The 22,405-nt window shown below is 65.6% G+C and carries 18 protein-coding genes and 1 tRNA gene; 11 read left to right on the forward strand and 8 right to left on the reverse strand.

The annotated features are described in order from the left end of the window. Window positions 1-110: 110 nt before the first annotated feature. Window positions 111-1,835 (forward strand): cellulase family glycosylhydrolase, encoded by a 1,725-nt coding sequence (locus N539_RS0109275; RefSeq protein WP_028970040.1) that lies wholly within the window; start codon window positions 111-113, stop codon window positions 1,833-1,835. Here N539_RS0109275 and N539_RS0109280 read toward each other — a convergent pair. The 3 genes from N539_RS0109280 to N539_RS0109290 are packed head-to-tail and all read right to left on the reverse strand — an operon-like array spanning window position 1,832 to window position 4,485. After that, the gene (locus N539_RS0109280) at window positions 1,832-2,263 is read right to left on the reverse strand and encodes a DUF2497 domain-containing protein (protein WP_028970041.1); all 432 of its coding nucleotides are present in this window, start codon (window positions 2,261-2,263) and stop codon (window positions 1,832-1,834) included. The two genes, N539_RS0109275 and N539_RS0109280, sit on opposite strands and share 4 nt — an antisense overlap. A 16-nt stretch (window positions 2,264-2,279) precedes the next feature. Further along, window positions 2,280-3,821, reverse strand: coding sequence for a TolC family outer membrane protein (locus tag N539_RS16365; protein ID WP_051531693.1), 1,542 nt, complete (start codon window positions 3,819-3,821; stop codon window positions 2,280-2,282). A 13-nt stretch (window positions 3,822-3,834) separates the two neighbouring features. Next, entirely contained in the window at window positions 3,835-4,485 is a 651-nt protein-coding gene (locus tag N539_RS0109290) for a protein-L-isoaspartate O-methyltransferase family protein (RefSeq protein WP_028970042.1), read from the reverse strand. Between the two features lie 160 nt (window positions 4,486-4,645). Here N539_RS0109290 and N539_RS0109295 point away from each other — a divergent pair. Continuing rightward, window positions 4,646-4,719, forward strand: a tRNA-Cys gene (locus N539_RS0109295). A 147-nt stretch (window positions 4,720-4,866) separates the two neighbouring features. Here the strand turns inward: N539_RS0109295 and N539_RS0109300 are convergent. Next, window positions 4,867-5,904: an ATP-grasp fold amidoligase family protein gene (locus N539_RS0109300; RefSeq protein ID WP_028970043.1), complete on the reverse strand. Its 1,038-nt coding sequence runs from the start codon at window positions 5,902-5,904 to the stop codon at window positions 4,867-4,869. 192 nt (window positions 5,905-6,096) lie between these two features. On the opposite strand from N539_RS0109300, the gene N539_RS0109305 reads away from it, so the two are divergent. Both N539_RS0109305 and N539_RS16370 read left to right on the forward strand, forming a co-directional pair. Further along, the gene (locus tag N539_RS0109305) at window positions 6,097-6,567 is read left to right on the forward strand and encodes a hypothetical protein (protein ID WP_028970044.1); all 471 of its coding nucleotides are present in this window, start codon (window positions 6,097-6,099) and stop codon (window positions 6,565-6,567) included. Between the two features lie 179 nt (window positions 6,568-6,746). Beyond that, window positions 6,747-8,048 carry a L,D-transpeptidase family protein gene (locus N539_RS16370; protein ID WP_037552720.1) on the forward strand — a complete coding sequence of 434 codons (1,302 nt, stop codon included), beginning with the start codon at window positions 6,747-6,749 and terminating at the stop codon, window positions 8,046-8,048. On the opposite strand, the gene N539_RS16375 is transcribed toward N539_RS16370, so the two are convergent. From N539_RS16375 to N539_RS0109330, 4 genes are all read right to left on the reverse strand, one after another. Continuing rightward, the gene (locus N539_RS16375) at window positions 8,045-10,741 is read right to left on the reverse strand and encodes an EAL domain-containing protein (RefSeq protein WP_051531694.1); all 2,697 of its coding nucleotides are present in this window, start codon (window positions 10,739-10,741) and stop codon (window positions 8,045-8,047) included. The two genes, N539_RS16370 and N539_RS16375, sit on opposite strands and share 4 nt — an antisense overlap. Window positions 10,742-10,855: 114 nt before the next feature. Then, entirely contained in the window at window positions 10,856-11,776 is a 921-nt protein-coding gene (gene cysK / locus N539_RS0109320; protein ID WP_028970045.1) for a cysteine synthase A, read from the reverse strand. Window positions 11,777-11,779: 3 nt separating this feature from the next. Next, on the reverse strand, window positions 11,780-13,048 hold the full coding sequence (locus tag N539_RS0109325) for an MFS transporter (protein WP_028970046.1): 1,269 nt from the start codon (window positions 13,046-13,048) through the stop codon (window positions 11,780-11,782). 10 nt (window positions 13,049-13,058) lie between these two features. Then, window positions 13,059-14,264: a cation:proton antiporter gene (locus N539_RS0109330; protein ID WP_028970047.1), complete on the reverse strand. Its 1,206-nt coding sequence runs from the start codon at window positions 14,262-14,264 to the stop codon at window positions 13,059-13,061. Between the two features lie 103 nt (window positions 14,265-14,367). Between N539_RS0109330 and N539_RS0109335 the strand changes: the two genes are divergently transcribed. From N539_RS0109335 to N539_RS0109365, 7 genes are all read left to right on the forward strand, one after another. Beyond that, window positions 14,368-16,098, forward strand: a complete 1,731-nt coding sequence (locus tag N539_RS0109335; protein WP_028970048.1) for a DUF885 domain-containing protein — start codon at window positions 14,368-14,370, stop codon at window positions 16,096-16,098. Window positions 16,099-16,136: 38 nt separating this feature from the next. Then, on the forward strand, window positions 16,137-17,501 hold the full coding sequence (gene radA, locus N539_RS0109340) for a DNA repair protein RadA (protein WP_028970049.1): 1,365 nt from the start codon (window positions 16,137-16,139) through the stop codon (window positions 17,499-17,501). A gap of 10 nt (window positions 17,502-17,511) precedes the next feature. Further along, the gene (locus N539_RS0109345; RefSeq protein WP_156029859.1) at window positions 17,512-18,045 is read left to right on the forward strand and encodes a GNAT family N-acetyltransferase; all 534 of its coding nucleotides are present in this window, start codon (window positions 17,512-17,514) and stop codon (window positions 18,043-18,045) included. A gap of 90 nt (window positions 18,046-18,135) precedes the next feature. Continuing rightward, a complete protein-coding gene (locus N539_RS16380) occupies window positions 18,136-20,067 on the forward strand; it encodes a TonB-dependent receptor domain-containing protein (protein ID WP_051531695.1) in 1,932 nt (643 codons plus the stop codon). Window positions 20,068-20,113: 46 nt separating this feature from the next. Further along, window positions 20,114-20,638 carry a CvpA family protein gene (locus N539_RS0109355; RefSeq protein WP_028970051.1) on the forward strand — a complete coding sequence of 175 codons (525 nt, stop codon included), beginning with the start codon at window positions 20,114-20,116 and terminating at the stop codon, window positions 20,636-20,638. Beyond that, window positions 20,635-21,948, forward strand: a complete 1,314-nt coding sequence (gene cysS / locus N539_RS0109360; RefSeq protein ID WP_028970052.1) for a cysteine--tRNA ligase — start codon at window positions 20,635-20,637, stop codon at window positions 21,946-21,948. Before N539_RS0109355 ends, cysS begins: the two co-directional genes overlap by 4 nt. Beyond that, the gene (locus tag N539_RS0109365; protein WP_028970053.1) at window positions 21,945-22,367 is read left to right on the forward strand and encodes an iron-sulfur cluster assembly scaffold protein; all 423 of its coding nucleotides are present in this window, start codon (window positions 21,945-21,947) and stop codon (window positions 22,365-22,367) included. Before cysS ends, N539_RS0109365 begins: the two co-directional genes overlap by 4 nt. Window positions 22,368-22,405 lie beyond the last annotated feature (38 nt).

Here is a 22,405-nt window from a genome sequence, read left to right on the forward strand (position 1 = left end):
CGCCGGCACGCCTAGCGATGCCGCAATGCAGCATCAACCGTTGGCGGCTTGCGGGGTGCTGCGATCACCCGCACAACCCGGTCGATAACGTTCTCAGAATCGGAGACGCGATGAAGCGCTTGCTGCTCGGTTTGGCGGCATTTGCGACGGCCGGCGCGAGCGCCGCGGCGCCCGTGCCCGGCTTCCTTGGCGCGCAGGGACCACGCATCGTCGACGGCGACGGCCGACCGGTGATCTTGCGTGGGATCGGCCTTGGCGGCTGGATGCTCCAGGAAGGCTACATGCTGAAGCTTGGCGAGCTCGGCCAGCAGCATGTGATCCAGCGTCGCCTGGCCGAGCTGGTGGGCCGGGCTGCGGTCGAGGAGTTTGAGCGCGCGTGGCTCGATCATCACATGACCAAGGCGGACATGGACGCGCTCGGCCGTTGGGGCTTCAGCTCGGTTCGCCTGCCCATGCATTACGCGTTGTTCCTTGATCCCTCTGCGCCGGCCGGGACCGATCGCTGGAACGAGGACGGGTTCCGGCGGGTCGACCGGCTGCTCGAATGGGCGGCGGCCAACCGGATGTGGGTGATCCTCGACCTCCACGCGGCGCCGGGCGGTCAGGGCACCGACCTCGCCATCTCGGACCGCGATCCGGCGCAGGCTTCCTTGTGGGGCAGTGCCGAGAACCAGCGCCGCACCGTCGCGCTGTGGCGAGAAATTGCGCGGCGCTACACCGACAATCCGTGGGTCGGCGGTTATGACCTAGTGAACGAGCCCAATTGGGATTTCGACGGACCCGGCGGCGGCCACGGCTGTAACGACAAGAGCAACCGACCGATCGCCGCGCTCTATAAAAGGATCACCGCGGCGATCCGCGAGCACGACCGCAACCATCTGATCGTCATCGAGGGCAATTGCTGGGGTAATAATTACGCCGGGATCACGCCCGACTGGGACGATAAGCTCGTGCTCAGCTTCCACAAATATTGGAACCACAACGACGCCGGCTCGATTGCCGGGATCGTCAAATTGCGCGAGGCGACGGGACGGCCGATCTGGCTCGGCGAGAGCGGCGAAAATTCCAACGGCTGGGACCGGGATGCGATCAAGCTCGCTGAAGCGAACGACATCGGCTGGTCGTGGTGGCCACTCAAGAAGCTCGGCTTCAACAACCCGCTCGAGGTCACCCCGAACCAGGGCTGGCAGCGGATCGTCGAGTGGCTGACCGGCAAGGGCCCGCGGCCCGATCCGGCGGAGGCGCGGACGGCGATGATGAAGCTCGCCTCCCACGACGTCGATTATGCGAACAATGTGGTTCATCCGGACGTGGTCGACGCGATGATGCGCCAGACCCATTCCGATGCGACGGTCCCGTTCCGGGAGCACCGCTTGGGCAGCGTCCCTCTGGAGATCGCGGCGGTCGATTACGACCTCGGCCCGCCGGGCATTGCCTATGCGGACCGGGTTGAGGCCGACTACCACACCGATACCGGCGGCAAGCGGAGCGAGTGGAACGATGGCCGCACCTACCGCAACGACGGCGTCGACATTGCCCGCGAGCCTGACGGTTCGCCTTACATTTCGGCCTTCGAGCAGGGCGAGTGGATGCAATATACGATCGATGCCGAAGCCGAGGGTGGGCGCGGGGCGGCGCTAGTCGCCGCCGATGGCCCCGCCACGCTCGCGATCACGCTCAATGACGGTCTGCCGGTAACGCTGTCCGTGGCGGCGACCAATGGGTGGCAGACGATATCCGTGCCGCCGCTGCCGATGCTCCAGGGCACCAACCGCTTGAAGCTGGCCGTGGTCCGCGGCAGCCTCAGGCTGAAGACGATCCGGTTTCCTGGCTAGAGCGGGCGGCCGGTGATCCGCGTAATCTCGCGCTTGACATGTTCGTCGACCATCTGCGGGAGATGATCGTCGAGCCATTGCTTGAGCATCGGCTTCAGCATGTCGCGGATCATATCCTCGAGCGGGTTGACCTGCGGGGCCGCGGGCACGCTTGCGGCCACCGTCTGCAGCTGGGCGAGCGCCTCGCGGCTGTGGCCGGCGATCTCCTCGTCGAGCAGCGGCGGGCCGAGATCCTGCGGCGGCGCAAGGGGCTCGTTGAGCTCAAGCACGTCGGCATCCTCGTCCGAGCCGATGTTTTCCTCGGGCAGCGGCGAATCGTCGATCGATCCCGCGGCGACCGCGGTGCGCAGCTCTTTTTCCTCGGCGATGACCTTTTTGATCGACGCCAATATGTCTTCCATAGAGGGTTCGCGACCGGGCGACTGCATGCCGGCGAGCTATCGCTTATTGCGGTGGCTGAGTCACCCCTGCCGGGACAATCGCCGGCGAATCCGCCTGCTTCGGAGAAATCCCCGTTTGCGAGGCGGGGGGCGGGGTCTGCGGCGAACTGAGCAGCGGCTGCGTGACGACCGGCGTCGCCGGCATCTCCTGCGGGTCGACGGTCCGCGTCGCGACCGGATGATGCCGCGGATCCGACGCCCAGTCGCTCCAGTTGTTGGCGACGCGGCGGTAATTGCCGAGCGGATCATACAGCGGCCCGCCATCGAGCCCGAGGGCTTGCGCTTCGGCCTGGCCCATCGCGTTCAACAGCTGGAAGCCGGCAACGTAGGAGTCGCGCTTGGCGGTCACCAGCGCGACCTGCGATTGCAGCAGCTCCTGCTCGGCGTTGAGCACGTCGAGGACGGTGCGGGTGCCGACGCTCTGCTCGGCGCGGGCACCTTCCAGCGCCAGCTCATTGGCCTGGACGGCGACGGTATTGGACTGGATCGCCTTCTGTGCCGCATCGTAGGAGGCGAACGCCGACCGGGCGGTGGAGACCACGGCGCGCTCGGTGCCGACGACCTGCTCGAGGGTTTGGCCTTCGATCGCCTGCGCCTGGCGAGTCCGGGCCGACGGCAGTCCGCCCTGGAACAGTGGAACGCCAAGGTTGAGGCCAACGGACGTTTGACTTCCGGTGTTCGGCAGGTTCCCCGGGGCGCCGCCAAGCTGGTTCACATAGGTTCCGCTGCCAACAGCCGAGACGGTCGGGAGGCGCAGGGCCTCGGCAACGCGCACGTCATAGCCGGAGGCGACCGCTTCGCGAGTGACGGCGACGAGGTCGGGGTTGTTGGCGAGCGCGATCCGGACCGCTTCGTCCGCGGTTGCGGGCAGGGGCGGCAGCGGCGGGGGCGGCGCGAGCTGCCCCGGCTGATGACCGATGACCTGGCGGTAGACCGCCTCGCTTCCAGTCTCGCGTCCGATCGCGGTGGCGAGCTGGGACCGCCCAAGCTGCAGGCGTGCTTCGGACTGGGCGACGTCGGTGCGCGTCAGGTCGCCAATCTCGAACCGGTCGCGCGTCGCCTCGAGGTTGGTCTCCAGGACTTTGACGTTGTTCTGGTTGAGCTCGACGATGGCGCGGTCGCGGATGACGTCCATGTAGGCGGCGACGGCCTGGGTGAAGACGTCGCCTTCGACGGCGCGCAAAGTGGCGCGTCCGGACTCGACCCGGGTCTTCGCGGCATTCACCGAGTTCCTCACGCGTCCGCCGTTGAACAGCGGATAGCTGAGGTCGGCGCCGACCGAGACGTTGGTCTTCGAGCCGCCGGTGTTGAGGATACCCCGGCGGCTTAGGTCGCGGTTCAGCCCAACCGACGCGCTAACCTGCGGCCGGCCGGCGGCCTTGGCAATCGCGACATTGGCGTCGGTCGCCTTCAAGTTTTCGCGCTGGCCGGTCAGCGTCGGGTTGGTTCGATAGGCCGAGACCAGCGCGTCGCGCAGCGTATCGGCGATGGCCGAGCTCGCCAGCAGGGCAGCGATCAGTGAGCCGGTGATAATCCTGGGAAGCACTCGCTGGGAACCTTTAGAATGTGAATGCCGGGGGGCGGGCAAATCCGGGAAGCACTGGCACTCCCGCATCGCCGATGGAGAGATAACCGAATGCGATACCGGCCTTGCGCCCCACTATAAGGCGAGTGATGCCGCGATCTACAAGGGCCGCGCCGAGGCGCCCGCCATCGGCCAGCTGTTCGATGATCGGCTCGGGAATATATTCGACCGCGCCATCGATGAGGATCTGGTCGTAGGGTCCGCTCCTCTTATTGCCGGCATCGAGCGCGCCCTCGACAATTTCGATTCCAGCGGCGCGAGCCTTCTGCGCGAGGGCGGCCGAGCATTCAACGGCAGCAACCTCGAGGCCCATCGCCTCCAGAACGGCGGCTGAATATCCGGTGCCGGCACCGACCACCAAGGCTCGTTGACCTGGCAAGGGCATCATCTGCGTCAGGAGCTGGCCGAGCGCGCCCGGCGCGGTGAGGAAGCGACCGTCGCCGAGGGGCACCGCGCGGTCGGTGTAGGCGAGCGACCGAACCTCCTCCGGCACGAAGCGCTCGCGCGGCAGCGCGCCCATCACCTGCAGCACGGCGCGATCGGTCACGCCCTGGGGACGAAGCTGGCTTTCGACCATCGCCAGCCGGGCGGCCGCGAAGTCGGGAATCGGGGTCTGGACGGTCATTGCTGTTGTATGACTGTAATACACCTAATATTCAACCCGGTCATATCGACCCCATCGATCCGCGCCAACCGTCATTGATCGAATGATGGCCGAGTGTTGCCGCAAAGCGAGCCGCAAGGGTTGACCGCGCGGGTGCGCTTCTGGAAAGGCGGGGCCTCTCGGCCCGATGGCGGAGTGGTTACGCAGAGGACTGCAAATCCTTGCACGCCGGTTCGATTCCGGCTCGGGCCTCCACTCACCCTGCAAGCGAATGACCACGCGTCTTGTCCGCGTGCGAACAATGGCTGTCCGGAATCGGACACCGTCGCACCCGGTTTGGCTCCGGGGCGGGTTCGACCAGCTTCTCATAGGCAGTATCTGGCAAGAGATGTGCCAATCGGTTCAGCCCGGTTTAGGCGGAGCCAGCCTGTCGTCGTCGAGCACCGCCGACCAGTCCCACATCTGTCCAAGCCGTTGGTCGATCTCGGGCTTCAGAACCGTGAGCCCATTGCCCGGGGTGAACGTGAGCTCGCCAAGATAGGGCGCATCGTCGTCGTCGAGCAGGAAATCGACCCGGACGTAGCCAAGGTCCTTTCCGATCAATTGGGCAGCCTTCGCCATTCGGTCTTTCGCGGCCTGCGACGGCATGCGGAATTCGGCACGCGCGCCGGCCGCATTGTCGTACGGCGTCCAATCGGGCTCGAAGTTCGTTTTGCGGTACCCCTCGCTCAGCTTTTGATAGGCTGTCAGCCGGACGACCGTGCCTCCGACCACGACATAATTGAGTGAAGTGGTGAATTCCTCCGAGCCGATCGCCTTCTCGATCATCAGCTCGGGCGCGAAGCAATTATGCCACCAATTGCCGTTCTTGACGCCGTACCTCTTGTTGAGGACAGGCCTGAACCGCTCCTCCAGAGCGTCGGCCCGGTCGTCGCTCAGCGGGTAGTGAATGCGCTGGAACATGTCGCAGCCGTGGCTCGACTTCAGATAATATACGCCGGCCTCGATCTCGTTTCCGCGCGGGATCCGCTCCGTTCTCGAATGCCAGACGATCGGGGCGCAGGTCACCAGCGGCTCAGCCTCCGGCGGGATGAAGGAGGAGGTGAGCAGTTTGTTGGCGGTCTCCGGAATCTTGAAGAGGCGGAGGAATTTCGAAGCGAAGATTTTGTCGTTCAGAAGCTCGGGGGCGTACAAATTGGGATAGCGTCCGTGGACCGCGAAGAAGCGATTCGCGACTCCTCCAACGAGGAGCGGCAATTGCGCGGCCGAATAATAATCGATGCCGCGTTGGTATCCGCGGCGGGGCAGTTTGGTGAATGGGCCGCCGGGCTCGAGGATCAGGCGGCCGAGCTGGCGCAGGGTGGGATGGCCGGTCCCGGGCGCCGCGGCGGTCTTCCGGCTTGCAACGGTCGGGTGGTCGGCGATTTGCGGTTGGGGCACGCTGCTACTCATTGGTCGGACAGGCCGGCTGCATAGCCGCTCATGCGGCCGGAAGCGATTCAGGCCATTCAACGGCGGTTCACCCTGCCACGACGAGCCGAGCGCCCTTGGCGACGAATGCCGCTGCACTGGCGAGAGCCCGCGCGTTGTTACGGTCAGAAGGCTCCATTTCATTCGGAAAGGAGACGAGCCATGAAACTGATGACCAGAATGTTCGCTGGAGGCATTGGCCTGGCAGCGATGTCGGCTGCGGCTCCTGCCGCCGCGCAGTACCCGTACGGCTATACGAACCCGTACGCCTATACCAACACGTATGGCGCCTATGGCGTGAACACGTCGGCGGCGACCAGCCAGTGCACCGCCGCGGTCCAGAACCGGCTTTATAACCGGTCCTCGATCGGTGGGATCCTGGGTGCGATCCTCGGCTCCAACACTGCCACCGGTCGCGTCGTCTCGGTCACGCAGGTAACGCCGACCCGTAGTGGCGTCCGCGTCCGCGGCCTCGCGAGCAGTGGGCGTTATGCCTACAATAACTACAGCCCGTACGGCGTCGGCGCCTACGGCTCGCTCGGTTACGGCTACAACCAGGCTGCTGACCTGTCGTTCAGGTGCGACGTCGACTATCGCGGTTACGTCCGCAACGTCGACATTAACCGCCGCTAATCGCGGTCGAACCAACCAGAGAGAGCGCCGGGCAAGCCCCGGCGCTCTTTTTGTGTGCCCCGCAAATCACTCCCGACACCATCGTTTCAGTTGGGGTTCAGTTCGTGCGGCTATTGGGTGTAACACAGATGCCGTCCCCGTGCGTTGGGGCGCAGATTTCTCGGAGACGATCGCACCGCATGGCCATTTCATCCAAAGTCCTGTCCGGGGCGGCGATCGCGATCAGCGCCTTCGCCGCCGTCCCCTTGGCACTTGCCCCGTCGCCGGCGATCGCCGCTCGCCATGATCCCGGCGCCGGCGCGGTCGCCGACTTCTATCGGGCGCGCGGCGGTGCGCCGCTGTGGTTTTCGCCGCGGGCGGGGAATGCCGCGCAGCAGCTGTTGCTTCTGCTCAGCACGGCGCAGGCCGACAATCTAAAGCCGGGTCGCTACAACGCCAAGGGTGTCGCCCGGGCCATCGAGGCCGCGCGGCGCGGCGACGTACAGCGCGCCGACATGGTGCTGAGCCAGTCGTTCGTGGCCTTCGCCCGCGACGTCGATCGCGATCCCGGCGGCATCATCTATGTCGATTCCGACCTCAAGCCGACCCCGCCATCGGCCACGACCCTTCTCAACCGCGCAGCGTCCGCCCCCAATCTCGCCGACTACGTCCAGAATGTTGGCTGGATGAACCCGATTTACGGCAAGCTTCGGCTGGCGCTTGCCAGCCGCCTCTATCGCAGCGAGCGCGAACGCCAGCTCCTTGCGCTCAACCTCGAGCGGGCGCGCGCTCTGCCTTCGGGCGAGGGCCGCTACGTCATCGTCAATGCGCCCGCGGCCCGGCTCTACATGTACGAGAATGGACATGTGGTGGACTCGATGCGGGTCGTGGCCGGCCGCCCCGACCCGATCGCGCAGACGCCGATGATGAACGCCTACATTCGCTACATTGCGCTCAACCCGTACTGGAACTCGCCGGCCGACATCACGGCGAAGCGACTTGCGCCGACCATCCTCAAGGAAGGACGCGCCTACTTCAAGAACAGGGGCTACGAGCTCCTGTCGGACTGGTCCGACCATCCACGCGTCATCGACCCGATGTCGATCGACTGGCATGCGGTTGCCGCCGGGCGAGTGCAGGCTCGCCTGCGCCAGAAGCCCGGCCCGGCCAATTCGATGGGGAAGATGAAATTCATGTTCCCCAACGCGCAGGGCATCTGGCTGCACGACACGCCCGAGCAGGAAAAGATCGACGAGGCCGCTCGGTTGCAGAGCAACGGCTGCGTCCGGCTCGAGGATGCGGCGCGGTTCGCGCGCTGGCTGTTCAACGGGCGCCCGCCCAAGCCTCAGGGCGCCAAGCCGGAGCAGAAGGTCAACCTGCCGAGCATGGTGCCGGTCTATCTCACTTATTTGACGGCGGTGCCGAGCGGGACGTCGATCGTCTATTTCGACGATTTCTACGGCAAGGACCGGGCGCGCCTCGGGCGCCTGGCCAGCCTCTAGCGGCTGGCCTCGCGGCGATCGAGGTAGCCGGGCCGGAGCATGGTGTCTTGCGGCTTGTCGCGCTTGGGCGCGAGCCGACCGAGGTCGAACTGCTCTCCGAAATGAACCCCGAACTTGCCGGCCTGCGCCCAGCGAACGGTGCCAGTGACCGGCCCGACGCCGACAATGTCGATGACGATCTCCAGCCCTGGCGCAACCGACGCCGGACATTCGACCTGGGCGCCCATCGATGAGATGTTGCGAAGCTTCACTTCCATCGTCTCGCCGCCGATGCAGGACATCGCGCGCCGCATCAGGCGGTGACGAGGTTCGCGAATGCACTGGAAGCCGTCGGCCTCGACGTGCGCGCTATTCGCCAGCTCGCGGGCGGTCGCGGCGTCGCTTGGCCGGCCGAAGATATAGCCCTGGACCATGCTGACCCCGAGCTCGCGAATGAGCTGCAGGTCGTCATGAGTCTCGACTCCCTCGGCGCACGTATCCATGCCGAGCGTCTCGGCGAGGGTGACAATGGCGCGAATGATCGCGGCATTGCGGTTCGTCGCGCTGGTCGAGGCGGCGCCGCGGACGAAGCTCTGGTCGATCTTGATCTTGTCGAACGGCGCCTTCTTCAGATAGCCGAGCGAGGAGTAACCAGTCCCAAAGTCGTCAAGCGCGAGGCGAACTCCGAGATCTTTGAGCTTGGCGAATGTTTCGTCGGTTGAATCGCCTTCGGCGAGGAACACGCCTTCGGTGATCTCGAGCTCGAGGCGATTGGCGCGGACTCCAGTTTCCCGCAGATGGTTGGCGACCATCGTGATGACGCCAGGATCGTTGAACTGCAACGGAGATAGATTGACCGCGACGCGCAGATGGTCGGGCCAGTGCTTTGCTTCCTCCAATGCGGTCCGCAGCACCCATTCGCCGATTCGCCCGATCAAGCCGGCTTCTTCGGCGAGCGGGATGAATTTGGCTGGAGAAATCGGACCGCGGGCGGGATGTTGCCAGCGCACCAGCGCTTCGAATCCCGAGATCTCCTCGCCGGCAGCGTGGACGACCGGCTGATAATGCACCGAGAGCTCGTCCCGATCGATCGCCTGCCGCAGGTCGTTCTCGATCAACTGGCGCTCGGCGGCCTCGCTGTGCATCGAGGCTTCATAGAAGCAGTGCTTGCCGCGCCCCGCGGCCTTGGCGGCATAAAGCGCGAGATCGGCATTGCGGACCAGGGCGTCGGCCCCGGAGCGTCCAGGGTCGGCAATTGCGATGCCCAGAGACGCCCCGATGGTTACCTTATGCCCCTCGATCGAATAGACTCGCGAAACTTGCTCGATCAGCGTCCGGGCCAGCGATTCCAGAAGCCCGATGGCGACCGTGCCGGGAAGCACCGCCTGGAACTCGTCGCCGCCGAGGCGACCGACCTGGCCGTGATTGCCCATGACCGACTTCAGCCGCTCGCCGACCTGGCGCAGCAGCGCGTCGCCGACCGGGTGGCCGAGCGTGTCGTTGACGTTCTTGAAACGGTCGAGATCGATGAGGAACAGCGCGCAGCCCTTCTGGCGATGGGCCGAGTTGCGCAATGCTTCGTCGAGCGTCTGCCGCATCATCGAGCGGTTGGGCAGGCCGGTAAGCGAATCGAACCGCGCGAGACGGGAGATTTCCTGCTCGGACCGGCGCTGCTCGGTGAGGTCGGTGCCGATGCCGCGGAAGCCCAGGAAGCGGCCGTGATCGTCGAAGATCGGGTTGCCCGACAACGACCAGTGAACGTCCTGCTCGCTCGCCGGCCGCACCACCACGTCTGAGAAGGGAAAGCGGGCGGACAGATGGAAGCCGAGCGTCTTGCGCTCCTCGAAGACATCCGGAACGTGCGTGTCGACCGACAGCAAGTCGGTGAACTGGCGCCCGAGCAACGATTCAGGATCGCACTGGAAATCTTCGGCCAGCTGGCCGGAAACGTAGGACAGGGTGCCGAAAGAATCGGTCTCCCAGAACCAGCCGCGGCCGGTGTTCTCGAACTCATCGACGAAGTGGAGGGCCTTGCGTGCCTGCCCTTCGAGCTTGAGCCGGATGCGGCCGGTGGCAATGATCTTGCGCGTTCCGGCGATGCTGTAAGCGACCAGCATCAGCGACAGAATGGCGACGCCGGCTGGAACCAGCGGGGAATTGCCGAGAACGATCGCAGCCAGGGTGCAGACGACGGCATTCACCAGCGTCAACGGCGGGGAACTAATCGAAACGATCGTTCCCATGCTGATTCCGGCGCAAAGGATGATCTGCGCGGCGGAGATGGGAGTGACGAAGGCATCGTCCTGGACCGCATGGCCGAACCACGTCCACAGCAGCCCGCTGAGCGCGACATAGGCGCACAGCGAGCGCACGACGACGTGCGCGGAGAAATTGAAGCGGCGTCGAGTGAGCAGCGCCGCACACGCCCCGCCGTCCACGAGAAGCGCCAGCAGTGACGGGATCAGCGGGTTGTCGAACGTGACAGTCGTTGGGATTCCGTCCGCGAGGACGAGATAGGCGATCGTAAACAAGAGATGCGTGAAGCCGAGCAACATGGCCGTGAAATCGAGGCCCGCGACACGCCACTCGGCAAGCGAATGCTCTCCGCTGCTGTCGGATTTTCGCAGGTCGAAGCGCATCGCCTCGCGTACGGACGTACGCGCGAGAATCTCGTCGTTCGTTTCGAATGAAGCGGCGAATCGCGACCTGCGCATTGAACCCCACGCTAATCCGGCCGCAAGAAGGGCGGACGGACTGTTCCACACACAGAGGGTAACGCGCGCGAGTTAACGCGAAGCCAAACGAACGGGGTTAGCGGCCTCTTAAGCCTACTCGGGAAGAAACTCCGGAACGGACAAATAGCGCTCGCCGGTGTCGTAGTTGAAAGTGAGGACACGCGGCCGATCGCCGAGTTCGGGAAGTTTTTGAGCAACGCCGGCGAGCGCCGCACCGGACGAGATTCCGATCAACAAGCCCTCTTCGGTGGCCGCGCGCCGTGCCATTTCCTTCGCGTCATTGGCATCGACGTCGATCACTCCGTCGAGGATGTCCGTGTTGAGAATGGATGGAATGAAATTGGCGCCGAGGCCCTGGATCGGGTGCGGCCCCGGTTTGCCGCCGTTGAGAATCGGCGACAGCGCCGGCTCGACCGCGAACACCTTGAGGTTGGGCCATTCGGGCTTCAGCACCTCGGCGCAGGCGGTGATGTGGCCGCCGGTGCCGACGCCGGTGATGATGGCGTCCAGCGGATTGTCGGCGAAGTCGCGAAGGATCTCCTGCGCCGTCGTGCGGCGGTGGACTTCGACGTTGGCCGGATTGTCGAATTGCTGGGGCATCCAGCTGCCCGGCGTCTGATCGATCAGCTCCTGTGCCCGGGCTACCGCGCCCGACATGCCCTTTTCCTTCGGCGTCAGATCGAAAGTCGCGCCATAGGCGAGCATCAGTCGGCGGCGCTCGATGCTCATGCTTTCGGGCATGACGAGGATGAGCTTATAGCCCTTGACCGCCGCGACCATGGCGAGGCCGATGCCGGTGTTGCCGGAGGTCGGCTCGATGATCGTTCCGCCAGGCTGCAGCTTCTCCGATCGTTCGGCATCTTCGATCATCGCCAACGCGATGCGGTCCTTGATCGATGCTCCAGGGTTGGCTCGCTCGGACTTCATCCAGACTTCGGCGCGGTCGCCAAACAACCGGTTGATGCGAATGTGCGGGGTATTGCCAATCGTTTCGAGGATGTTGGCGGCCTTCATGCCTTAAGTCTCCTCCAGGGGGGCGGTGGCCAAATCGGGTGGATCGAAGGTTTTTGCAAGTCGTAGTTGGGGGAACCACCAAGCCCAGAGGAATACGACGGCGACCGCGCCGAAGCCGCCCGCGATCACTGCGGTTACTGGACCTATGAGCGCACCGAGGAAGCCCGATTCGGCCTCCCCGAGCTCGTTCGAGGCGGAGATGAAGAGAGACGAAACTGCGCCGACGCGACCGCGCATGGCGTCGGGTGTGTAGAGCTGGATCAAGGATTGGCGGACATAAACGGAGAACATGTCGGCGGCGCCGAGCAGCGCTAGGCAACTGAGCGACAGCGGCATCCAGCGGGAGAAACCGAAGACGATGGTCGCGGCGCCGAATATGCCGACCGCGCCGAGCATCTTGAGCCCCACATTGTGTTTCAACGGCCGGACCGAGAAGAAGACTGCCGTCAGAGTTGCGCCGACGGCGGGCGCGGCGCGGAGGTGGCCAAGGCCTTCCGGTCCGGCGTGAAGCACGTCGCGGGCGAACACCGGAAGCATGGCGGTGGCTCCCCCCAACAGCACCGCGAACAAGTCGAGGCTGATGGCGCCGAGCACCAGCTTGTTGTGGCGGACGTAGTGCAGCCCTTCGACCATCTGCGCCCACGGGCTCGGGCCTCTGGCAATGGTTGGGCGCTCGACGCGTTGGATTGCAACCAGCCCGCCAAGCGAGACGGCGAAGAGAAGCGCGCTGGCCGCATAGGGCGCGTACGGCGCGGCGGCGTAGAGATAGCCGCCGAGGGCCGGACCGAGGATCGCTCCGGTCTGCCACGCGATCGACGATAGCGCGATGGCGCGCGGCAGGATCTCGCGCGGCACCAGGTTCGGCGCGAGCGCGCTGAGCGCGGGGCCGGCGAAGGCGCGCGCGACTCCGAGCAAGGCGGCGACGACGTAAAGCACCTCAAGTGTCGTCGTGCCGGCCCAGGCGAAGGCTGCAAGTGCGAGGGCGCAACCGAGCTCGAGCGCGACGGAGGCTCGCGCGATCCATCGTCGGTCCACCCGGTCCGCGGTCCAGCCGGTGATCAACGTCAGCAGGAATAGCGGAACGAACTGGACGACGCCGATGATGCCGAGCCGCAGCGCGGCCTCCTTGAGCCCCATGGTCTCGCGGGCGATGTCGTAGACCTGCCAGCCGATGACGATGACCATCGCCATCTGGCCGATGGTTGCGGTCAGGCGAGCTAGCCAGAAGTACCGGAAATCACGGATGCGCAGCGGTTCGGGGAGAAAGCTCACCCGACCGCGCCTAGCGGCGCGCTTCGGGCGCTTCAACGGCGGTGAGCGATAGGCGCTTGATGAGCCACGGCATCGTCAGCCCCTGGACGAGGATCGAAAAGCCGACGACGACGAAGGCGACGACGATGATCGCGGTCCGCTCGGGAACGCTCGGCGGCACGGCCAGCGCCAGGGCCAGCGCGAGCGCCCCCCTGAGGCCGCCCCAGAACAACGTGTGCTGATAGCTGGCCGGAAGTTTCCACCGCGTTGCGCTGAACAAAGCGGCGAGCGGATAGATCGAGATCGCCCGTCCGAGGAGCACCAAGACAATGGCGATCGCGCCGACCGCGCCTAACTGCAGGAGCGGCAGGCTGGCGGTGTTCAGGCCGATCAGGATGAAGATCAGGCTGTTGGCGAGGAAAGCAAAATATTCCCAGGCGTGAAGAACGCGGGTCTTGCCTTCTTCGGACAAGGCGGCGCCCCAGCCGAGATTGCCGACCACCAGGCCGGCGGCGAGCGCGCTGATGATGCCTGAGGCATGCAGATCCTCGGCGAGCAGGAACGAGCCATAGGCCGCGATCGTGGTCAGCGTGATCTCGACCAGCGGATCGTTGGTGCGCCCGACAATAAGCAGGATGACGCCGCTGACGGCGAGGCCGATGGCGACCCCGCCGCCGAGCGTCCACAGGAACTCGGGAACGACGCTGGCCGCGCTCGCCGACGCGCCGGCCGCAATCGCCGAGAGGACCGCGAACCCGACCGCGGCGACGCCGTCGTTCAGGAGGCTTTCGGATTCGACCACCATCGACACCCGTGGGGCGCAGTTCATCTCGCGGAAGGCGGCGATCACCGAAACCGGGTCGGTGGCCGCGATCAGCACGCCGAACAGTGCGGCGCCGATCCAGCTCCAGCCGACGGCGTAATGCATTCCTGCCGCGACGACCGCGGCAGCGATCGCGACCCCGGCAAAGGCAAGCGTCAGGGTCAGCGGCAGCTCGTCCCTGAATCGCTTCCATTCGAGCTGCAGCGCGGCCTCGAACACCAAAGGTGGAAGCAGGACATTGAAGATCAATGCACGCGACAGCGGCAGCTGGGGAGCATTGGGCAGCAAGGCGATCGCGAACCCCGCGACGACCAGACCGACGATGTACGGCAGTCCGATCTTGCGGGTCAGCATCGCAATCAGGCAGGCGACGAGGAGGAGCACCCCGATCGGGGCAAGCGAGGCGCCGGTCATGGGCGGGCCTTAACAAGCGAAATCATCGCCGTCTGCCGAAAGCGTTCTTGCTGTGGTGGGGGCAGCATTCTACCGCACGGCGCTTCGCGGAGGAGAGGAACCAATGCGCCAATTCCTGACGGCATCGGCTATCGCTTTGGCATTGCTTGCGACCGGGTGTCGCGTCTCGAACACTCCCGAGGGCGGAAACGCCGCGGGCGCCGCGCAGACGAATGACTGGCCGTCCTTCGTCAACGCGTTCATCGAGGCGAGATTTCGCGCGGATCCAGGCTTCGCCGTGACGCAGGGTCGCCATGAGTTCGACGGGCAGATCGCCGACCTGTCCGGCCCCGCCATCGCGGCCGAGGTCGATCGCCTGAAGAAAGCCATTTCGGATGCCGAAGCCTTCGACAACCTCACCGCCGAGCAGCGTTACGAGCGCGATTACCTGGTCGCCGTCGCCCAGGGGCAGCTGTTCTGGCTCGACCCGGCCGGTGCCGATCGGCTCCATCACAACCCGGCGTCTTATCTCGGCTACCTCGACCCTTCGGTCTATGTGACGGTGCCCTATGCGCCCAAAGAACAGCGGCTGAAGTCGTACATAAAGTTCCTCCAGAACGTGCCGCGCGCGGCGGCGCAAATGCGCGCCAACATCCAGACGCCGATGGCGACGAGTTTCGTCGACTATGGGAAGAGCGCGTTCGGCGGCTTCGCCGAATATTATCCGGGTGACGGCATGGCGGCGTGGCAGGGCGTCGGGACGCCGGAGGACCAGCAGGCGCTGAAAACCGCGACCGACGATGCCGGCAAAGCGATGCAGGAGACTGCCGCCTGGGTCGAAAGCCAGCGCGCCTCGTCCAAACCCAATTTCCCGCTCGGCAAGGCCAAGTTCCAGCGCATGCTCGCCGATACCGAGATGGTGACGACCCCGGTCGAGGAGCTTGAGCAGATCGGCCGCGCCGACCTTGCCGCCAACCAGAAGCTGCTCGGCGAGGCATGCTCACGCTATGCCCCCGGCCAGGCGATCCCTGCCTGCATGGACAAGATGAACGCGAAAAAGCCGGCCGGCGGACCGGTTGCCGGCGCCAGGGCGCAGCTCGCCGGCTTGAAGCAGTTCATCATCGACCACGACATCGTGACGATCCCGGGCAACGAGCAGGCCAAGGTCGAGGAAGCGCCGGCCTACCAACGGCAAAACGCCGCCTACATCAACATCCCTGGGCCGTATGAGAAGGGCCTGCCGTCGGTCTATTACATCGCTCCGCCGGACCCGACCTGGTCGAAGGCGATGCAGGATGCGTTCATCCCCGGCGAAGCCGACCTGCTCTACACTTCGGTGCACGAGGTGTGGCCGGGCCACTTCCTGAATTTCCTTCACGCCAACCGCTCGAAGTTCCTGTTCGGACGGGTGTTCGTCGGCTACGCGTTCGCCGAAGGATGGGCGCATTACGCCGAGGAGATGATGCGGGTCTCCGGGCTTCGCGCGGGCGATGACGAGGCGCTGATCGGCCAGCTCTCCAATGCGCTGCTCCGGGATTGTCGCTTCCTCTCGGCGATCGGCATGCACACCGGGTCGATGACGCAGGCGCAGAGCTTCGATTTGTTCCGCAACCAATGCTACCAGGACGAAGGCAACGCGAAGCAGCAGGCGGCACGCGGCACCTATGACCCCGCCTATCTCAATTACACGATGGGCAAGCTGATGATCCGCAAGCTCCGCGACGACTGGGCGGCGACCCGCGGCGGACAGAAAGCGTGGAAGGCATTCCACGACCAGTTCCTGAGCTACGGCGGCCCGCCAATCCCGCTCGTCCGGCAGCAGATGATGGGCGGCAAGGCCGAGGCGGTGTTTTAGCGCTTCACGTTCGCTGTTTGTTCCGGTAAGCTGCAGCGATGGCGAAGGTCAAACCGCGTTACGTCTGCCAGGCCTGCGGGTCGGTGTCGCACCGGTGGCAGGGGCAGTGCGCCGATTGCGCCGAATGGAACTCGCTGGTGCAGGAATCGGCCGAGGTGTCGAGCATCTTCGCCGCCAAGCACAACCTCCAAGGCGGCGGGCGCCGGATCCAGCTGGTCGGACTCGAGACTCCAGCGGCGCTGCCCGACCGTCTACCGTCGGGGATCGCCGAGTTCGACCGTGCGATCGGCGGCGGCATCGTTGCGGGCTCGGCGCTGCTCGTCGGCGGTGATCCGGGGATCGGTAAGTCGACGCTTTTGCTCCAGGTCGCGGCGCGGCTGGCGGCGGCCGGGCGCGACGTCGTCTATGTCTCAGGCGAGGAATCGGCCGAGCAGGTGCGGTTGCGCGCGGTGCGGCTCGGCCTCGGCGCAGCGCCGGTGCGGCTCGCGGCGGCGACCTCGGTGCGCGACATCCTGACCACGGTCACCGATGACCCGCCTGCGCTGCTGGTCATCGATTCGATCCAGACCATGCACTCCGACCTGATCGAGGGCGCGCCCGGCACGGTCAGCCAGGTCCGCGCCTCGGCGCAGGAGCTGGTGCGATTCGCCAAGGAGCGCGGCACCGCAGTGGTGCTCGTCGGCCATGTCACTAAGGACGGCACCATCGCCGGCCCGCGCGTGCTCGAGCATATGGTCGACACCGTGCTGAGCTTCGAGGGCGAGCGCAGCCACCAGTACCGCATCCTCCGCGCGATGAAGAATCGCTTCGGCGGCACCGACGAGATCGGCGTATTCGCGATGGAGACCGAAGGGCTGACCGAGGTGCCCAACCCGTCGGCGCTGTTCCTGACCCACCGCGGCGAGCCGGTCAGCGGCACCAGCGTGTTCCCGGCGATGGAGGGTTCGCGGCCCGTGCTGGTCGAAATTCAGGCGCTGACCGTGCGGCTGGCGTCCGGCGCAACGCCAAGGCGTGCAGCCGTTGGCTGGGACAGTGGCCGGCTGGCGATGATTCTTGCGGTGCTGGAAGCGCGCTGCGGGATGAGTTTCGCGACCGCGGAAGTGTATCTGAACGTCGCCGGCGGTTACCGCCTGAGCGACCCCGCGGCGGACCTCGCGGTTGCGGCCGCTCTGGTTTCGGCGATGTCCGAGCGGCCGGTGCCGTCGGAAGCAGTCGTGCTGGGAGAGATTGCGTTGTCGGGCGAGATTCGACCGGTTGCGCACGCGGGATTGCGGTTAAAGGAATCGGCCAAGCTCGGCTTCGAAACCGGTTGGGTGCCGAAAGGCGTCAAAGGTGGCGAAGGGCTGCGATTGGCGGAATTCGGCAATCTGCGCGGGCTGGTGGATCAAATCCTGGGGCGCTAGGCGCAAGGGCTTGAGGGACTCTCGGAAGGCAGCGATCATGATCGTCCGCGATGCCCAGCCGCCGGACTATCCGGCCGTCGCGGAGCTGATGCGCGCTTTCATTCGATGGCATTATGACCGCCACGCCTCCGACCGGGCGCTGATCGACAGCTATTTCGATGATGCGACGTACGAGGCGGAGCTCGGCAACCTGCCCGGCTATTATGCGCCGCCGACGGGCGCTCTGCTCGTCGCCGAGATCGACGGCAAGGTCGTCGGCTGCGTCGCGTTGAAGCCGTTGGACGACCGGCGTTGCGAGATGAAGCGACTGTTTGTCGATCCCGCTGCGCACGGCACCGGGGCGGGACAGGCCCTGGCGCGCGCGATCATCGAGCGCGGGAAGCGGCTGGGCCATTCGAAGATGTTGCTCGACACAGGGCCAAAGCAAGTCGAGGCGCAGACGCTCTATCGCAAGCTCGGCTTTCGCGATGCGGAGCCTTATTACGACATGTCGCCGGAGCTGAGAGACTGGCTCGTGTTCATGGAGCGGGACCTCGGCGACTGAGACTCGCCCCTTCGCCCCTCAGTCGAACGCTTCCGCCACTTTGCCCCAAAGCGGTTCCGCGCCCGCGCCGCTCGAAGCAGCTTTGGCGCAATGGTCCGCATGTCCCCAGCATCGGCGGCCGCCCTGGCGGTCTCGCTCGCTTTTGCTCCCGGCGCCGCGCTCGCCCAAAGCCGCGCGGACGAGAATGCCGTTACGCAGGCCGAGGATGCCTTCGGCTACAGCGTGGGCCGCGAGAGCCTCGGCATTTACGACGCCGACGATGCGCGGGGCTTTTCGCCGACCGCAGCGGGAAACCTGCGCATCGATGGTCTCTATTTTGCTCCCGTCGTTGGCTTGCCCGGACTGCTAATTGAATCCCAATCGATAAAAGTCGGGCTTTCCGCGCAGGGGTACCCCTTCGCTGCCCCAAGCGGGATCGTCGACATAAGCTTGCGTCGGCCAGCCGACTCACCTGGCGCTTCGGTGATCGTGAACGGCGACAGCTATGGTACGCTGGGCGCCGAACTCGATGCGTCGCTGCCCGTGGCTTCGACACTGTCGATCGGAGTGGGTTTGAACATCGCCCGCTATCACTTCGCCGATGGGACTCGGAATCACGAGCACACGCAAGCTATGGTCGGCCGCTGGCGTCCAGCCCGGGGCGTCGAGATCGTGCCGTTCTGGAGCGCGTTTACCGACTACGATAACAACAGTTCGCCAGTTTACATCCCGGCCGGCGAGTTTCTCCCTCCACAACCCCGCGCCGGACACTTCACCGGACCCTGGTGGGACGGCATCAACCGCACGCACTTCAATTCGGGACTGCTGACCTCGGTCGCGCTGTCAGACAATTGGTTGCTGCGCGCGGGCGTGTTCCGCTCGATCCGGCACCTGCGCAACGGCTTCACCTATCTGTTCGCAGACCTCCAGCCCGATGGACTGACGCATCGGATCATGTTCGCCGATCAGCCGTCGAACAACCGCGGCATCAGTGGCGAGGCTCGCCTGACCCGCACCGTCAGCGAAGGGCCGCGGCTGCACACGCTGCATGTCAGCCTGCGCGGTCGCGAGGTTCGCCGCGAATATGGCGGCGAGGACGAGATCGACGTCGGCGTTGGGTCGATGTTCGAGGATATCGATAGCCCGCGGCCGCAGTTCGCGTTCGGCGAGCAGTCGCGCGATCATGTCAGGCAATGGATCTATGGCGTCGCCTATGACGGCCGCTGGAAAAGTGTCGGCGAGCTTAGCTTCAGCATCTCGAAAACGGCCTACCGCAAGGATACCGACACTCCCGACGTGGATCTAACGTCCCGCGCGTCGCCGCTGCTTTACAATGGAACCGTGACGCTGCTGCCGCTGCGCGGCGTCGCCGTTTACGGCGGCTATGCGCGCGGGTTCGAGGAGAATGGGTCGCCCCCGGCCAATGCCGTGAACCGCAGCGACGCGTTGCCGGCGATCCTCACCCGCCAGATCGATGGCGGCGTTCGCGTCGACCTCGCCCCGCACCTCAGGGCCGTCGCGGGCGTGTTCGATCTCAGCCGGCCCTATTTCGGCTTCGACCAGTCGAGCCACTATGTGCAGATCGGGACGACGCGCAGCCGCGGCGCGGAATTCTCGCTGTCCGGCAATGTTAGCGACCAGCTTGCCCTCGTCGCCGGCGGGGTCCTGCTGTCGCCCCGGGTCGAAGCCGATCCGAGCGCATCCGGCGCAATCGGCGCGCGCCCGGTCGGCATTCCCAGCCATATTTTCAGCCTCGATGCGAATTGGGACGCCGCGACGCTGGTTCGGGGCCTGTCCTTGGATGCGGCGCTGTCGCATCGTGGTCGGACGCCCGCGACCACGGACAATGCGGTTGAGCTGCCCGGGCGCGCCCAGCTCGACCTCGGCACGCGCTATCGGTTCGCCGTCGGCAAGGTGCGGGCGACCGCGCGCTTCCAGGTCGTAAATCTGTTCAACGAGCGCGGCTTCGTCGTCGGCGGACCCGGCGCCTACTTCCCGGTCGCCGCGCGCTCGGCTTCGGCGTACCTGACCGTCGACCTCTAATCCAAGCGCTCTCGCAAAGGGCATCAGACTTCGCTAGCCGAGCCGGGTGACCGCGCTCGACGTCTTCGTGTTCCTGCTCCTGTTCGGCAGCGCCGCCGTGGGGTTCGTGCGCGGGTTCGTGCATGAAGTCATCTCGCTGCTCGCCTGGATTGTCGCGATCGCCATGCTCAAGCTGTTCCACACCCAGCTGTGGACGGGGCTGATCAGCGCGTTCGGCTGGGGTTCGGCCGCCGCGGCGGTGATCGCCTTCGCGCTTCTGTTCGTGCCGAGCTTCCTGCTGGTGAAACTGCTCGCCCGCTCGATCGGTGGCCGAACGCGGCGGCACGCCGTGCTCGGCCCGTTCGATCGCGTGCTCGGCGGGGGATTCGGCGCGCTCAAGGGCCTGCTTGGGGCGACTTTGTTCTTCCTGCTCGCCAATCTCGCCACGGATATGGTCTATGGGCCCGAGGCCGAGCGGCCGGCATGGATGAGCCATTCGCGGACCTATCCGCTGCTGAACGCCAGTGGCCGCGCGATCGTCGACTGGGTCGAGGCGCGGCGGCTGCACCCCAAAAAGGTCGGCGAGGAATGATCCGCCTTCACGATACCATGACCCGCGAGAAGCGCGAGTTCCGCCCGGCCGATCCCGAGCGCATCACCATGTATGTTTGCGGACCGACGGTCTACGGCCGCGCGCATATCGGCAATGCCCGGCCGGCGGTGGTGTTCGACACGCTGGCGCGACTGATCCGCCACGAGTTTGGCGAGAAGAGCCTGGTCTATGCCCGCAACGTCACCGACGTCGACGACAAGATCATTGCGTCGGCTGAAGCGGAGTGGGTCGAGCCCTCGGTAATCACCGAGCGCTACGAGCGCTTCTATCTCGAGGACATGGGCACGCTTGGCGTTGCGCCGCCCGATATCGCTCCGCACGCGACGCAGGAAATCGCCGGGATGATCGCGATGATCGAGCGGCTGATCGCGCATGGCAACGCCTATGAGGCCGAGGGCCATGTGCTGTTTTCAGTGCCGAGCGATCCAGATTATGGGGTCCTAAGCAAGCGCGACCGCGAGGCGATGCTCGCCGGCGCGCGGGTCGAGGTCGCACCGTACAAGCGCGACCCAGCCGACTTCGTGCTGTGGAAGCCGAGCGGCGAGGGCGTGATCGGCTGGGATTCACCATGGGGCCACGGCCGCCCGGGTTGGCACGTCGAATGCTCGGCGATGATCGAGCGGCATCTGGGCGAGACGATCGACATCCACGGCGGCGGGCTCGACCTCATCTTCCCGCATCACGAGAACGAGATCGCACAGAGCCGCTGCGCCCACGGCGGTCTGCCGCTCGCGCGTTTCTGGGTCCACAACGGCTTCGTCGACATGGGCTCGGAGAAGATGTCCAAGTCGCTCGGCAACATCATTACCCCGAATGAGCTGCTCGCTCGGGGCCACAAGGGCGAAACCCTGCGCCTGGCGCTTCTCTCCGCGCATTACCGGCAGCCGCTGAGCTGGACCGAGGACTTGATTGCCCAGGCTAAGACAAACCTCGACCGGCTCTATCGAGTGGCGGGCGATGCCGACGCCGGACCGGTTGATAGCGGCGTCGTCGAGGCATTGTCCGACGACCTCAACACACCGCTCGCGCTGGCCCGATTGATGGCGCTCGACGATCCCGCCGCAATCAAGGCGAGCGCGGCTCTGCTTGGCCTGCTGCAAGGCTCGGTCGATCAATGGTTCAAGGGCGGCGACGCAGATGAAGGGGCGATCGAAGCCCGCATCGCAGAACGAACTGAGGCGAAGGCCTCGCGCGATTTCGCGGCCGCCGACCGGATCCGCGATGAGCTGAAGGCCGAAGGCATCGTCTTGGAGGATGGGCCGAACGGCACTACGTGGCGGCGGGAATGAAGAGGCCGGTCTACACGACGGAAATCTTGCGGCTGGCGGCATCGCTCAACGAGCCGCGCGAACTTCCGCGTCAGGACGGCAAGGCAGAGCTTCGTTCACCGACCTGCGGCAGCCGCATCACGCTGGTCGTCCAGCTGGACGAGGATCGGCGGATCGAGGCAATGTCGCAAACGGTCCGCGCTTGCGCGTTCGGGCAGGCGACCGCCGCGCTGGTCGAGCGCCATGCGCGGGGCCGCACCCATAATGACGTGGCGGAAGCGATGCTCGCACTTAGCCGCTGGCTATCCGACGAGCACGCCGACGAAGCGGATTGGCCCGGCCTGGTGGCCCTCGAGCCGGCGCGCACGCGAAAGGCTCGCCACGGCGCGATCCTCCTTCCTTTCCGGGCCCTGCTCGCCGCTATCGAGGCGGCGAGTTGACGACGCCCGCGGAGACGGCGCAGGCGACCACCGCGATC

Origin of the sequence: Sphingomonas sp. URHD0057 (assembly GCF_000620665.1) — a bacterium.
GTDB lineage: Bacteria > Pseudomonadota > Alphaproteobacteria > Sphingomonadales > Sphingomonadaceae > Sphingomicrobium.

Bases quoted from the DNA above. Each gene is read 5' to 3' on its own strand.
- N539_RS0109275 (WP_028970040.1), top strand. From the start codon at position 111: ATGAAGCGCTTGCTGCTCGGTTTGGCGGCATTTGCGACGGCCGGCGCG.
- N539_RS0109280 (WP_028970041.1), bottom strand. From the start codon at position 2,263: ATGCAGTCGCCCGGTCGCGAACCCTCTATGGAAGACATATTGGCGTCG.
- N539_RS0109290 (WP_028970042.1), bottom strand. From the start codon at position 4,485: ATGACCGTCCAGACCCCGATTCCCGACTTCGCGGCCGCCCGGCTGGCG.
- N539_RS0109305 (WP_028970044.1), top strand. From the start codon at position 6,097: ATGAAACTGATGACCAGAATGTTCGCTGGAGGCATTGGCCTGGCAGCG.
- N539_RS16370 (WP_037552720.1), top strand. From the start codon at position 6,747: ATGGCCATTTCATCCAAAGTCCTGTCCGGGGCGGCGATCGCGATCAGC.
- N539_RS16375 (WP_051531694.1), bottom strand. From the start codon at position 10,741: ATGCGCAGGTCGCGATTCGCCGCTTCATTCGAAACGAACGACGAGATT.
- cysK (WP_028970045.1), bottom strand. From the start codon at position 11,776: ATGAAGGCCGCCAACATCCTCGAAACGATTGGCAATACCCCGCACATT.
- N539_RS0109330 (WP_028970047.1), bottom strand. From the start codon at position 14,264: ATGACCGGCGCCTCGCTTGCCCCGATCGGGGTGCTCCTCCTCGTCGCC.
- N539_RS0109335 (WP_028970048.1), top strand. From the start codon at position 14,368: ATGCGCCAATTCCTGACGGCATCGGCTATCGCTTTGGCATTGCTTGCG.
- radA (WP_028970049.1), top strand. From the start codon at position 16,137: ATGGCGAAGGTCAAACCGCGTTACGTCTGCCAGGCCTGCGGGTCGGTG.
- N539_RS16380 (WP_051531695.1), top strand. From the start codon at position 18,136: ATGGTCCGCATGTCCCCAGCATCGGCGGCCGCCCTGGCGGTCTCGCTC.
- cysS (WP_028970052.1), top strand. From the start codon at position 20,635: ATGATCCGCCTTCACGATACCATGACCCGCGAGAAGCGCGAGTTCCGC.
- N539_RS0109365 (WP_028970053.1), top strand. From the start codon at position 21,945: ATGAAGAGGCCGGTCTACACGACGGAAATCTTGCGGCTGGCGGCATCG.